Source organism: Sulfitobacter sp. SH24, assembly GCF_965641895.1.
GTDB classification, from domain to species: Bacteria; Pseudomonadota; Alphaproteobacteria; order Rhodobacterales; family Rhodobacteraceae; genus Sulfitobacter; species Sulfitobacter dubius.
Genome location: NZ_OZ282575.1, coordinates 17,356 through 30,599 on the forward strand (window position 1 = coordinate 17,356; position 13,244 = coordinate 30,599).

At 58.1% G+C, this 13,244-nt stretch carries 12 protein-coding genes; 7 read left to right on the top strand and 5 right to left on the bottom strand.

Annotated elements, in window-relative coordinates:
* Positions 1 to 11: 11 nt before the first annotated feature.
* A complete protein-coding gene (locus ACSQ16_RS02485; protein ID WP_243261838.1) occupies positions 12 to 911 on the top strand; it encodes a ParB/RepB/Spo0J family partition protein in 900 nt (299 codons plus the stop codon).
* Here ACSQ16_RS02485 and hemW read toward each other — a convergent pair.
* The 3 genes from hemW to rph are packed head-to-tail and all read right to left on the bottom strand — an operon-like array spanning position 908 to position 3,376.
* Positions 908 to 2,062: a radical SAM family heme chaperone HemW gene (gene hemW, locus ACSQ16_RS02490; protein WP_243261836.1), complete on the bottom strand. Its 1,155-nt coding sequence runs from the start codon at positions 2,060 to 2,062 to the stop codon at positions 908 to 910. The two genes, ACSQ16_RS02485 and hemW, sit on opposite strands and share 4 nt — an antisense overlap.
* On the bottom strand, positions 2,055 to 2,666 hold the full coding sequence (gene rdgB, locus ACSQ16_RS02495; protein WP_435988581.1) for an RdgB/HAM1 family non-canonical purine NTP pyrophosphatase: 612 nt from the start codon (positions 2,664 to 2,666) through the stop codon (positions 2,055 to 2,057). Before rdgB ends, hemW begins: the two co-directional genes overlap by 8 nt.
* The gene (gene rph / locus ACSQ16_RS02500; RefSeq protein ID WP_243261833.1) at positions 2,663 to 3,376 is read right to left on the bottom strand and encodes a ribonuclease PH; all 714 of its coding nucleotides are present in this window, start codon (positions 3,374 to 3,376) and stop codon (positions 2,663 to 2,665) included. The genes rdgB and rph overlap by 4 nt, the downstream gene beginning before the upstream one ends.
* Positions 3,377 to 3,486: 110 nt before the next feature.
* Between rph and hrcA the strand changes: the two genes are divergently transcribed.
* Together hrcA and ACSQ16_RS02510 are read left to right on the top strand one after the other, a co-directional pair.
* On the top strand, positions 3,487 to 4,551 hold the full coding sequence (gene hrcA, locus ACSQ16_RS02505) for a heat-inducible transcriptional repressor HrcA (RefSeq protein ID WP_435988582.1): 1,065 nt from the start codon (positions 3,487 to 3,489) through the stop codon (positions 4,549 to 4,551).
* Positions 4,552 to 4,560: 9 nt separating this feature from the next.
* Positions 4,561 to 5,124 carry a nucleotide exchange factor GrpE gene (locus ACSQ16_RS02510; RefSeq protein WP_243261831.1) on the top strand — a complete coding sequence of 188 codons (564 nt, stop codon included), beginning with the start codon at positions 4,561 to 4,563 and terminating at the stop codon, positions 5,122 to 5,124.
* Between the two features lie 29 nt (positions 5,125 to 5,153).
* Here the strand turns inward: ACSQ16_RS02510 and mutS are convergent, their stop codons facing one another.
* Positions 5,154 to 7,775, bottom strand: coding sequence for a DNA mismatch repair protein MutS (gene mutS / locus ACSQ16_RS02515; RefSeq protein WP_243263236.1), 2,622 nt, complete (start codon positions 7,773 to 7,775; stop codon positions 5,154 to 5,156).
* Positions 7,776 to 7,968: 193 nt separating this feature from the next.
* On the opposite strand from mutS, the gene ACSQ16_RS02520 reads away from it, so the two are divergent.
* A complete protein-coding gene (locus ACSQ16_RS02520; protein ID WP_243261829.1) occupies positions 7,969 to 10,227 on the top strand; it encodes an NADP-dependent malic enzyme in 2,259 nt (752 codons plus the stop codon).
* The gene (locus ACSQ16_RS02525) at positions 10,227 to 11,102 is read left to right on the top strand and encodes a ribokinase (protein ID WP_243261827.1); all 876 of its coding nucleotides are present in this window, start codon (positions 10,227 to 10,229) and stop codon (positions 11,100 to 11,102) included. The genes ACSQ16_RS02520 and ACSQ16_RS02525 overlap by 1 nt, the downstream gene beginning before the upstream one ends.
* Before the next feature lie 15 nt (positions 11,103 to 11,117).
* Here ACSQ16_RS02525 and msrA read toward each other — a convergent pair whose 3' ends face one another.
* Positions 11,118 to 11,783, bottom strand: a complete 666-nt coding sequence (msrA, locus tag ACSQ16_RS02530; RefSeq protein ID WP_243261826.1) for a peptide-methionine (S)-S-oxide reductase MsrA — start codon at positions 11,781 to 11,783, stop codon at positions 11,118 to 11,120.
* Positions 11,784 to 11,936: 153 nt separating this feature from the next.
* Between msrA and ACSQ16_RS02535 the strand changes: the two genes are divergently transcribed.
* On the top strand, positions 11,937 to 12,644 hold the full coding sequence (locus tag ACSQ16_RS02535; RefSeq protein WP_243261825.1) for a sulfotransferase: 708 nt from the start codon (positions 11,937 to 11,939) through the stop codon (positions 12,642 to 12,644).
* Positions 12,645 to 12,699: 55 nt separating this feature from the next.
* Positions 12,700 to 13,107: a DUF7282 domain-containing protein gene (locus ACSQ16_RS02540; protein ID WP_243261823.1), complete on the top strand. Its 408-nt coding sequence runs from the start codon at positions 12,700 to 12,702 to the stop codon at positions 13,105 to 13,107.
* Positions 13,108 to 13,244: the final 137 nt, after the last annotated feature.

The window sequence follows — 13,244 nt, forward strand, 5'->3', positions numbered from 1 at the left end:
AAGGTGGCAGTATGGCAGATAAACAAGAGCGTAAACGGGGTCTTGGTCGGGGGCTTTCGGCGCTAATGGCTGACGTTGCAGAGACAGAGAGCGTGGCCGCTAAGGGGGCCGCGGCGGCGGAGCAGTTTGTTCCGATCGAGCGGATTAAACCGAATCCAGATCAGCCGCGGAAGCGGTTTGAACAGGAGAACCTCGATGATCTCGCGGCATCGATTCGCGAGAAAGGGGTCATTCAGCCTCTTATCGTTCGGGCGATGAATGACGGGAACTTTGAGATCGTGGCGGGTGAGAGGCGCTGGCGCGCTTCGCAAATTGCTAAGGTGCACAGCCTCCCAGTTATCGTACGTGAGTTCACCGACGTCGAAGTGCTCGAAGTCGCGATTATTGAAAACATCCAACGTGCCGATCTTAACTCGGTCGAGGAAGCAGCTGGTTATCGACAGCTCATGGATAAATTCGGGCACACCCAAGAAAAGATGGCCGAAGCGCTTGGCAAGAGCCGGAGCCATATTGCGAACCTCTTGCGCCTTTTGAACCTGCCTGAGCCAGTTCAGGAGATGGTGCGTCAGAATGAACTGAGCGCTGGCCATGCGCGGGCGCTAATTCCTGCGAAAGACCCGATGAAGCTGGCACAGCAAATCATCAAGGGCGGTCTATCCGTGCGTGCGACCGAGGCTTTGGTTAAGAAAGACCACGCTGGCGAGCGTGGTAATATGGTAAATAAAGACCGTCTCTCGCAGCGCTCAGAGAAAGATGCTGACACACAGGCGCTTGAAGGCGATTTGTCAGCTAATCTGGGAATGAAGGTGGTTTTGGACCACAAGCCCGGCCAAGAAGCTGGCAAGGTAACACTGCATTATACGTCGCTTGATCAGTTGGACGAGCTCTGCCGCCTGTTGGGCGGAGCCTAGGGGAGAAGCGTTTCGATCACGGCGTTCAATACGAGAACGCCCTGATCTGAAACGATTAATCGATCACCTTCGCGCGCCGCCATACCGATATCTTGCAAGTGATTGACAGCGTTTTGATCAATCTCATGCCCGGCAATGGCGGCGTAGCGGTTGAGGTCAACGCCTTCTTTCAGGCGCAGGCCCATCAAAAGAAACTCGGTTGCTTGTTCGCTCCGGCTTATCATTGCTCTGGGCTTTTCAGATTCGCACTTCGAAACTCCATCAAGCCAGCGCTGCGGATTGCTATAAGCCACGGTAGCTAGCTTTTGACCTTTTAAGGTTATCCGTCCATGCGCACCGGGGCCAATCCCAATGTAGTCGCCATAACGCCAATAGATCAGGTTGTGCCGGGATTGTGCACCGTCCCGTGCATGGTTCGAAACCTCATAGGCGGGCATGCCCATTTCATTGCAGATATCCTGCGTCAAGGTGAACATATCGGCGCCGAGGTCTTCGTCCGGCAGACCACGTAGCTTTCCGCGTGCGTACCGATCCCCAAAGGCAGTGCCTTGTTCGATTGTAAGCTGATAGAGGGAAATATGGTCTATTGCGAGTGATAGGGCCTGCTTTAGCTCTGCTTTCCACTGGGCAGCGGTTTGATCCTGCCGACCGTAAATAAGATCAAAGCTCACCCGATCGAACGAGCTGCGTGCAGTATCGAAAGCTATCATAGCCTCTTGGGCAGAGTGCAGCCGGCCGAGGCGTTTTAGATCGGCGTCGTTTAGGGCCTGAATGCCCATTGAGACCCGGGAAACACCCGCCTGCCGATAGGCGGCGAAGCGGCCTGCTTCTACAGAGCCGGGATTGGCTTCGAGCGTTATTTCGAGATCATTGGCTGTAGGCCAGTGGCGTCTAATGGCAGAAATGATGTCTGCGACGACATCGGGGTCCATCAGGCTGGGTGTGCCGCCACCGAAGAAAACCGCATTGAGGACACGCCCGGGGGTCTCGTCGGCAGCGCGCTGTAGCTCGCTTAGGTAGGCGTCGCGCCAAGCACGTTGGTCAATCGTCCGGCTGACATGCGAATTGAAATCGCAGTAGGGGCATTTCGCTTCGCAAAATGGCCAATGGATATAGAGACCGAAGCCGCCTTGTTGCCAATCTTCAGCCAAAACAGCCTGCAATCAATTTTGCAAAGGCATCTGCGCGGTGGCTGATGCTGTTTTTCTGTTCGGCGTCCATTTCGGCAAAAGTGTTGTCATGTCCATCCGGCTGGAACATCGGGTCATACCCGTGACCTTGCTTGCCGCGCATTGGCCAGACCAAGGTACCGTTAACCTTCCCGACGAAGACCTCATCATGACCATCGGGCCATGCCAGCACCAGCGTTGCGCAGAAACGGGCCCGACGGGGGTGGGGGGCGTTCTTCTCTTCCAGCAGGTTGTGGGTCTTGGTCATGGCCATGATGAAATCACGGCCATTTTCGGTTTCGGCCCAATCGGCGGTATAGACGCCGGGGGCGTTGTCGAGCGCTTCAACCTCAATGCCGGAATCGTCGGCTAGTGCGGGCATTCCGGTGGCCTGGGCAGCGGCATGTGCCTTAATCCGCGCATTTCCAGCAAAGGTGTTCTCAGTCTCTTCCGGCTCGGGCAGCTGCATCTCTGCCGCGCCGACCACGGTCACCCCATGAACTGCAAAGAGTTGGCCCATTTCCTCAAGCTTGCCCGCGTTATGCGTCGCAATCAGAATACGGTTTTCGGTGAATTTGCGGGTCATGAAGTAACCGATTTCTGGATTTCCGCCAATTCTCCAACGCCTTTTTCGGCCAGGTCCATCAGCTGGTTCATTTGGTCACGGGTATAGGTAGAGCCTTCGGCGCTCATCTGTACTTCGATCAACTTGCCAGAACCGGTCATGATAAAGTTACCGTCGACGCCTGCCTCAGAGTCTTCGGGGTAGTCGAGATCAAGCACCGGTTGGCCTGCATAGATACCACAGCTTACCGCGGCGACAGGATCAACCAGCGGATCAGAGACGACATCACCCGCTTTTATCAGCTTGTTCACTGCCAAACGCAGCGCGATCCAGCCGCCGGTGATCGATGCGCAGCGCGTGCCGCCATCGGCCTGAAGCACGTCACAATCGACGGTGATCTGACGCTCGCCCAAAGCAGACCGGTCAACTCCTGCGCGCAGGGCGCGACCGATCAGGCGCTGGATCTCGACCGTGCGACCGCCTTGCTTACCCGAAGCGGCCTCTCGCCGCATCCGCGTGTTGGTCGCGCGGGGCAGCATGCCGTATTCGGCGGTGACCCAACCCAGACCCGAACCTTTGATAAACGGTGGCACGCGGTCTTCGATCGTAGCGGTGCAAAGCACATGGGTATCGCCCATCTTGATCAGGGCCGACCCTTCGGCGTGTTTGGTGAAACCTGTCTCGATCGAGACGGCGCGCATTTCATCGAGTTTCCGGCCAGAGGGACGCATGACATATCCTTTTTGATGTTGCCCGGGGATACCGCCCCACGAGGCTTTGATGCAACCCCGATTGACGTTTCCCCAGCTTGTACCTTTATTGGGTAAGAGAGCGAGCACCGATGAAAAACACGCCAGAATTGCTGAAAGACATGAATGACCGATCCCGCGAAGTGTTTCGCCGGGTGGTCGAAGGCTATCTGGAGAGCGGCGACCCGGTGGGGTCGCGCACGCTGACCCGTGACTTTAGCGAAAAGGTCTCTGCCGCGACGATCCGGAATGTGATGCAGGATCTCGAATATCTGGGACTGTTGGATAGCCCGCATGTCTCTGCCGGGCGGATACCGACGCAGCTGGGTCTGCGGATGTTTGTTGATGGCATGATCGAGATTGGCGATCCGACAGAGTTGGACCGCGAGAAGATTGACGCCACGTTGGGGAACAACTCCTCCGATGTGGGCGGGCTCCTGGACCGGATTGGCTCGGCCTTGTCTGGTGTGACCCATGGGGCTTCGCTTGTGCTGACGCCCAAGCATGAGGCGCCGATCAAACATATTGAGTTTGTCTCTCTGTCGCCCGACAGGGCGTTGGTCGTGCTGGTTTTCTCTGACGGTCACGTGGAAAACCGGTTGTTTACCCCGCCACCGGGCCAAACCCCAAGTTCGATGCGCGAAGCTGCGAATTTCCTGAACGCTTTTGTTGAGGGAAAAACGATCAGTGAACTGCATCAAAGCATCAAGCAAGAGATCGCCAAACGGCGACAGGAGATCGACGTGCTGGCGCAGCAGCTGGTCGAAAGCGGCGCTGTGCTTTGGCAGGGCGAGGGGGAGCATGCGGAGCGACTGATCGTGCGCGGGCGGTCAAATTTGCTGAACAAGGAAGGCGAAGCCGAAGACCTTGAACGTATCCGCAGCCTCTTTGATGACCTTGAGCGCAAGCGGGACATCGCCGAATTCATTGAACTGGCCGAGGATGGGGACGGTGTGCGCATTTTTATCGGCTCCGAAAACAAACTTTTCTCACTTTCGGGTTCCTCTCTGGTCGTTTCCCCTTATATGAACGCTGATCGTAAGGTGATCGGCGCCGTGGGTGTCATTGGCCCGACACGCTTAAATTATGGACGTATCGTGCCGATTGTGAACTACACGGCACAACTGGTGGGAAAGCTGATTTCCGACCGGAACTAGAGGTGGAACATGGCAGAGCCGAAAGAAAACGACTTTTTGGACGAGATCGACAGCGCCGAAGCTGAAGAATACGCCGAAGACATGGCCGAGATTGACGAAGAAGCCCTCGCGGTGGAGGAGTTGCGCGCCGAGCGTGACCAGTACCGCGACCGTTTCATGCGCGCATTGGCCGATGCCGAGAACGCGCGCAAACGCTCGGATAAAGACCGCCGTGAGGCTGAGAACTATGGCGGCTCCAAGCTCGCTCGGGACATGCTGCCGGTTTACGACAACATGAAACGCGCTTTGGATACCACGACCGACGAACAGCGCGAAGCCTTGGGTCCGTTGTTGGAGGGTATCCAGCTTACAATGCGTGAGCTGCTAAGCGTTTTCAAAAAGCATGGCATCGAAGTGATCGCACCCGAGGTTGGCGACAAGTTCGACCCGAAGCACCACGAAGCGATGTTTGAGGCCCCCGTGCCTGGCACCGTGGCGGGCGAGATCATTCAGGTCGCCGCCGAAGGATTTATGCTGCACGACCGTCTGCTGCGCCCGGCGCAGGTTGGGGTGTCTTCGACCCCAGCGAGCTAAGCTCAGTCAGATATCTTTGAAAGAGGCGGTCAGGATTTGGCCGCCTCTTTCAGTTTATAGATCAGCTCAAGCGCTTCACGGGGGGAGAGTTCATCGGGGATGATCTCTTTCAGTTTTTCCTCAACTGCGGAGGATTTGGTTTCTTTGGGCTGTGGGGCAGGGCTGACCGCAAAGAGTGGCAGATCGTCGATTAGTGTTTTCTGAGTGGCGCCACCTTCGCGCTCGCCCTTCTCCAACGCTTCGAGCACCACGCGGGCGCGGGCGATTACGGGCGCGGGCAGGCCCGCCAGTTGGGCGACCTGCACGCCGTAAGACCGATCTGCGGCCCCCTTGCGGACCTCGTGCAAGAAGACGACCTCGCCCTCCCATTCCTTAACCGCCACCGTGGCGTTATCGACGCCGGGCAGCTTGCCAGCCAGCGCCGTCATTTCGTGGTAATGGGTGGCAAATAGCGCGCGAGCGCGGTTCACGTCGTGCAGATGCTCAAGCGTGGCCCATGCAATTGACAGGCCGTCATAGGTGGCCGTGCCGCGCCCAATCTCATCAAGGATCACCAGCGCGCGGTCGTCGGCCTGGTTCAAGATCGCCGCGGTTTCGACCATTTCAACCATAAAGGTCGAGCGGCCCCGCGCCAGATCGTCCGAAGCGCCGACGCGGCTGAAAAGCTGGCTCACGATGCCGATATGGGCCGAGCCTGCGGGCACGTAGCTGCCCATCTGTGCCATCAGCGCGATAAGCGCATTCTGTCGCAGGAAGGTCGACTTACCTGCCATGTTAGGGCCGGTCAGAAGCCAGATGTTCGCCGCCTCGCCATCAGCGCTGAGGTCGCAGTCATTGGCGATGAAAGGCTCGCCGGATTGTTGCGCCAATGCGCGTTCCACGACCGGATGCCGCCCGCCTTCGATCTCGAAGGCTCGGGACATATCAACGCGGGGGCGGGTCCAGTTTTCGCTGCGGGCAAGATCGGCCAAGCCTGCGGCCAGATCTACCTCGGCCAGACCAGCGGAGGCTTGGCCAATCTCTGCCGCATGGTCCAAAATCGCACTCCGTAAGCTCTCATAGAGACGTTTCTCGATCTCCTGCGCATGGTTGCCGGCGTTAAGGATTTTGGTCTCCAACTCAGACAGTTCGACGGTGGTAAAGCGCACTTGGTTCGCCGTTGTCTGACGGTGGATGAATGTTTCCGACAAGGGCGGGGAAAGCATCTTTTCCGCATGGGTGGCGGTGCATTCGACGAAATATCCCAGCACGTTGTTATGCTTGATCTTTAGCGACGAAATCCCCGTGTCAGAGACGAATTGCTGCTGCATGCCCGCGATCACGCCGCGCCCTTCGTCGCGCAGTTCTCGCGCGGCGTCGAGGTCAGCGTCATAGCCGGGTGCGATAAAGCCGCCGTCGCGTACCATCAGGGGTGGTTCGGCGACCAAGGCGTGATCCAACAGGTCAATGAGGTCGCCATGACCCTGTAGCCCTTCGGCGGCCTCACGTAGCAATTCCGGCAGATCCTGTTGGATTAGGGTCTGATGCAGGGCCTCGGCTTCGATCAACCCGTTGCGGATTGCGGCAAGGTCGCGCGGGCCGCCCCGATCCAACGACAGGCGCGAGAGCGCCCGGTCGAGATCTGGCACATTGCGCAGTCTTTGGCGGATGTCTTGCGCGATGCGGGCATTGTCATAGGCAAAGCTCACCGCGTCGGCGCGGGCGGTGACAACATCGACCACCCGAGAGGGGCTTGAGATCCGCCGCTCCAACAGCCGCGCGCCCCCGGCTGTTGCGGTATTGTCCATGATCGACAGCAATGACCCGGCGCGACCGCCGTTAAGCGAATGCGTCAATTCCAGATTGCGTCGGGTCGCCGCATCGATCTGAACGGTACGGGCTTCGGCCTCTTTCTGTGGGGGGCGCAGAAGGGGTAGATTGCCACGTTGTGTGATGGTGAGGTATTCTATTACCGCCCCCATCGCGGAAACTTCGGCGCGGGTGAAGGTGCCGAATGCTTCCAATGTCGCGATATCGAAAAGGTGACAGACCCGCTTTTCCGCACTGGTGCTGTCAAAGGCTGAGCGGGCCAAGCCGGTCAGCGCGATCCCGAAATCAGAGACGACCTCGTGCAACTCGCTCTCTTTCGCCTCTGATACGATCAACTCAGACGGCGACAGCCGCGCGAGTTCTGGCCCAAGACGGACCTGCGCCACCGGCATGACGTGAAACGCACCGGTAGAGATATCGACCCAGGCCATCGCGCAGGCATCCCTCACCTCGGCAAAGGCGGCGAGGTAGTTATGGCGGCGCGCTTCCAACAGGCTCTCTTCGGTCAGCGTACCAGGTGTGACCAGCCGCACCACATCGCGTTTCACGACCGATTTATAACCGCGCTTCTTGGCCTCCGCCGGGCTTTCCATCTGTTCGCAGACAGCCACCCGAAACCCTTTGCGGATCAGGGTCAGCAGATAGCCCTCGGCAGCATGGACCGGCACGCCGCACATGGCGATGTCTTTGCCCTGATGCTTGCCGCGTTTGGTCAGCGCAATGTCGAGCGCTTCGGCGGCGGCAACGGCATCGTCAAAGAACATCTCATAAAAGTCGCCCATGCGGTAAAACAGCAGCGCATCCGCGTGGTCCGCTTTAAGCTCGAGATATTGCGCCATCATTGGCGTTACTTTTTCTGTCTGCACGGCTGCCCCCTGTTGCAGCGCGGACCCTACAAAACCCCCCGGCGCAGCGAAAGGGGGGTCCAGCGCCTTGGGCGGTCTTTATCGTGGGATTTGGCCTGACGTGGGGCACGCGTTGTGCTGAACTCTGATCGTGGCTAAGAAGTTCTTAAAGCAGAAAAAGGGTAATGTCGTGACGAGAAAGAACCGTATCACCTCTGAAGAGGCGCTTGCCTTTCACCTCGAACCGACGCCCGGCAAGTTCGAGATCTCGGCCACCGTGCCGATGACCACCCAGCGGGACCTCAGCCTTGCCTATTCCCCCGGTGTGGCAGTCCCCTGTGAGGCGATCGCGGCGAACCCCGAAACGGCTTATGACTATACCAACAAGGGCAATCTGGTCGCTGTGATCTCCAACGGGACGGCGGTGCTGGGGCTGGGGAACTTGGGCGCGCTGGCCTCCAAGCCGGTGATGGAGGGCAAGGCGGTGCTGTTCAAACGCTTTGCCGATGTGAACTCTATCGATATTGAGCTTGATACCGAAGACACCGAAGCCTTTATCAATGCCTGCAAATTGATGGGTCCGACCTTTGGCGGGATCAACCTCGAGGATATCAAGGCGCCTGAGTGTTTCATCATTGAGCAGCGGCTCAAGGAAGAGATGGATATTCCCGTCTTTCATGACGATCAACACGGCACGGCGGTGATCTGCGCAGCGGGTCTGATCAACGCGCTGCACCTGTCGGGCAAAAAGATCGAGGACGTGCGGATCGTGCTGAATGGCGCGGGTGCTGCTGGGATCGCCTGTCTGGAACTGCTTAAGGCCATGGGCGCGAAACACGACAACTGCATCATGTGCGACACCAAGGGCGTGATCTATCAAGGCCGTTCCGAGGGTATGAACCAGTGGAAATCGGCCCACGCTGCCAATACCGAGCTGCGCAGCCTCGAAGAGGCGATGAAGGGTGCGGATGTCTTCCTTGGCGTTTCGGTCAAGGGGGCCGTAACGCCGGACATGGTGGCCTCTATGGCCGATAACCCGGTGATCTTTGCCATGGCGAACCCCGACCCCGAGATCACGCCCGAAGAGGCGCACGAAGTTCGGATGGATGCCATTGTCGCCACCGGGCGTTCGGACTACCCGAACCAAGTTAACAACGTGCTGGGCTTCCCCTATCTCTTCCGCGGGGCGCTGGATATTCACGCCCGCGCCATCAACGACGAGATGAAGATCGCCTGTGCGCACGCCTTGGCCCAATTGGCGCGTGAGGATGTGCCGGACGAGGTTGCACTGGCCTATGGCAAGACCCTGACCTTCGGTCGCGATTACATCATCCCGACGCCTTTCGACCCGCGCTTGATCCACCGGATCCCACCTGCCGTGGCAAAAGCGGGAATGGACACCGGGGCCGCGCGCCGTCCGATCATCGACATGGACGCCTATGAATTGGGTCTGAAATCGCGGATGGACCCGACTGCCAGCATTCTGCGCGGCATCAATGCGCGGGCTCGGGCGAACCAAGCACGGATGATCTTCGCCGAAGGCGATGATCCAAAGGTGCTGCGCGCGGCGGTCATGTACCAGCGCGCCGGACTGGGGAAAGCCTTGGTCGTGGGGCGCGAGGACGACGTGCGCGCCAAGCTGGAAGCCAGCGGCATGGAAGATGCAGTGCGCGAGTTGGAGGTGGTGAACGCTGCCAATACGCAGCATTTGGAAACATACAAAGATTTCCTTTATGGCCGTCTGCAGCGCAAAGGGTTTGACCGCAAAGATATTCACCGCCTCGCCTCGCGCGATCGTCACGTCTATGCGGCGCTGATGCTGGCACATGGCCATGGCGATGGTCTGGTGACCGGGGCCACCCGCAAGTCGGCGCATGTTTTGGAACGGTTGAACCATGTCTTTGACGCAAATGCCGAAGCCGGAGCCGCAGGGATCACGGCGCTGCTGCATAAGGGGCGGATCGTCTTTATTGCCGATACGCTGGTGCACGAATGGCCTGACGAAAACGATCTGGCTAATATTGCTGAAAGCGGTGCCCGCGTAGCGCGACATCTGGGGCTAGAGCCGCGGGTGGCCTTTGTCAGTTTCTCGACCTTTGGCTACCCCGTCTCGGAGCGCGCCGAAAAGATGCACCTCGCGCCTGAAGTGCTTGACCAGCGCGGCGTCGATTTCGAATACGAGGGCGAGATGACCGTCGACGTGGCGCTAAACGCGGCGAGCCAAGCGAACTACCCGTTCTCACGGCTGACGGGGCCTGCCAACATCCTCGTGGTGCCGGCGCGACATTCGGCCAGTATCTCGGTCAAGCTGATGCAGGAAATGGCGGGGGCGACGGTGATCGGGCCGATTTTGACCGGTCTCGATAAGTCGATCCAGATTTGTTCCTCGAACTCCACCGCGAATGACATCCTCAACATGGCCATTCTCGCGGCCTGCAAGGTGGGCTGATGATCTGGAATCTCGGCTCTATCAACGCGGATAACTTCTATCTGCTGCCCCATCTGCCGGGGCCGGGAGAGACCGTTTCGGCCCGGGATTTTCGGCAAGGGCTGGGCGGTAAGGGGGCCAATATGTCGGTTGCCGCCGCCCGCGCCGGGACGCGGGTGATGCATGTCGGCGCGCTGGGGGCCGATGGCGGTTGGGCGCTGGAAAGGCTTTTGGAATACGGGGTCGAGACGGCGCATATCACCTTGATGGAGGGGGTCACCGGTCACGCCAATATCGCCGTTGATCTTGAGGGCGAGAACAACATCGTCATCTTCCCCGGCACCAATCACGAAATCACCGATGAGATGATCGGTGCGGCGCTGAGCGAGGCCTCCTCCGGCGACTGGCTGTTGATGCAGAACGAAACCAACGGCCAGCGGTTCGCGGCGCAAACGGCCAAGACCTTGGGCCTGCGGCTGGCCTATGCAGCGGCACCTTTTGATGCGGAGGCGGTGACAGCGATTATCGAGCAGATTGATTTGCTCGTGCTAAATGAGGTTGAAGCGGCACAGCTTCGGGCGGCTACCGGGGGGGAATTACGTCAGTTGCCTGTCGATGACATTGTGGTGACGTTGGGTTCGGAAGGCTGTGAATGGGTCTCTAACAAGACACATCGCATTGAAACATTCCCCGCTTATAAGGTTGATGCAGTTGATACGACGGGAGCCGGAGACACTTTTACTGGATATCTGGTGGCCGGGCTGGACCGGGGAATGAACATGCCGCAGGCAATCGATCTGGCGATGCGGGCCGGAGCATTGATGGTCATGCGCCACGGAACAGCAGATGTGATCCCCGACCTCAAAGAGATCGGGGATCATGATTTTAGTGACTAGTCGAAGAATTAGAGCTTATTTGACGAAGGGCGCGGCGCTGCCCCAAAGCTGTTTTACGCGCGCATCACGGCCACAGCCGCTGCGGTAACGTTTGTAGGCTACTGATTTTTTAACGGCTACACCTACACTGCTGAACGCCAGCCGTTCGCTGCTTTTGTAGTAGTCTTGATGGTAATCTTCGGCCGGATAGAACGGTGCATCGCCAAGGATCGGGGTCACGATTTGAGTGCCAAGTGCGGCCTGTGCTTCGGCCTTCGCCGCTTCTGCCGCGCTTTTTTGGGCGGCGTTGCTAGCGAAGATCGCCGTGCGGTAGCTTTCCCCACGGTCACAAAACTGACCGCCGGCGTCCGTAGGGTCAACCGAACGGAAAAACAGATCAAGCAGCGTATCGCGGCTGACCACGGCAGGGTCGAACTGGATCTGCACCGCTTCATAGTGGCCAGTGTTGCCGCCGGTGACTTCTTTGTAGGTCGGGTTTTTGGTGCGGCCGCCTGCGAAGCCTGAAACGGCTTCTTTTACACCTTTCACGGATTCAAAATCCGCTTCTACACACCAAAAGCAGCCGCCTGCTACGGTCAGCACCTCTGTCTCTGCCGCCGCGGCGGGGCGGTTCTGCATCACGACCCCAAGTGTGATGGCAAGGGTCAGGATTGCGGGTTTAAATATTGAATTTCGGAACATGATGGTCCTCCTCTGGCAAAGGGTTGCCGCTGGGACGCAGGTAGCGCAAGGCCGAGACGGGGAAAGTCACGCTGTGGTGAAGGCAATTTACCACTTGGCTTAAAGCGGTGATCTTTCTAGCGTCGCAGGTTGAACTGCAATTGGGAGAGTTTCATGCGTATCGCGATGTGGTCCGGGCCACGCAATCTGAGCACGGCGATGATGTACAGTTTTGGGGCGCGTCAGGACTTTACCGCGATAGATGAGCCTTTCTATGCAGCCTATCTGAAGGTCACTGGTCTGGACCACCCGATGCGCGGCGCGGTGCTGGCTGCACAGGAACAAGACCCTGCATTGGTCCCCAACGGGTTTGTACAGGACGGCGCGCGGCACCTTTATATGAAACATATGGCGCAGCATATGGTTGATGGGTTTCCGCTGGATTGGGCGAAGGACTGCGTGAACGTCCACCTCATCCGGCATCCTGCGCGGGTGATTTCTAGCTACGCGGAAAAACGCGAAGAGCCACGCTTGGCCGATATTGGTTTTGAGCGTCAGGTCATGCTGTATGAACATCTTGGTGGGGTGATCATTGATAGTGCAGATATCCGCGCGGATCCCGAAGGTATGCTGCGCAAACTATGCACGGCGGTAAATTTACCCTTTGATCCCGCAATGTTGCACTGGTCTGCCGGGCCACGACCTGAAGACGGCGTATGGGCGCCGCATTGGTACGGGGCCATCCACAAAAGCACCGGTTTCGCAGGCCCCGAAGGAGCATTGCCCGAACTTAGCCGCGCTCAGCAAGAGGTTTTGGAAGAGGCTATGCCCTATTATGAGAAGCTTTTTACCAAGCGGATAAAATTAAAACGACAAATTTGAAACTTCTGGTCTCCTTCTTCGTGAATTTAGCGGCTGCAAATGGGGGACGAAGTAAATGAAAAGTATGACAAGCACCCTAATCGCCTTGGCGATGGTTACGGGTGGTGCTTGCGCCGATGCATATGCCACTGCCATGGCCGAAGCATCAGACGATGATTTGTCTTATACCGCTGTAAGTGCGGAAAAGGTTATCGCGGATGAAAACGGTTGGTTAATAATGTACCGGACCGATGAAGAAATGAAACCCGGCGCAGTGATTGGCGTTGCCCCACTGCGCGCCGGGGAGGCCAAAGAAATCGCCCCGGTGCTGCAAGATGAGGTCGAAGAGGACGATATGGTTATGATGATCGTTCAGCCTGAAGATAGCGACGCAAAGCAGACGGTGTTCGATGTTAAGCCGGAAGAGGGCCAGCCGAACAAACCGAAGGGTGCATTGGTGATGAAGGTAGTGAACACGGAGTGATGTATCTTGGCGCTTGTTAAGAAAAAGACTCAGGTGGAAACGCCTGAGCCTTCTTCTTTTGGCGCCCTTGGGGCAGGCCGCCGGGGGCGCTGCCCCCGGACCCCCGCGGATATTTAAGAAAGGATGAAGGGGAAGGG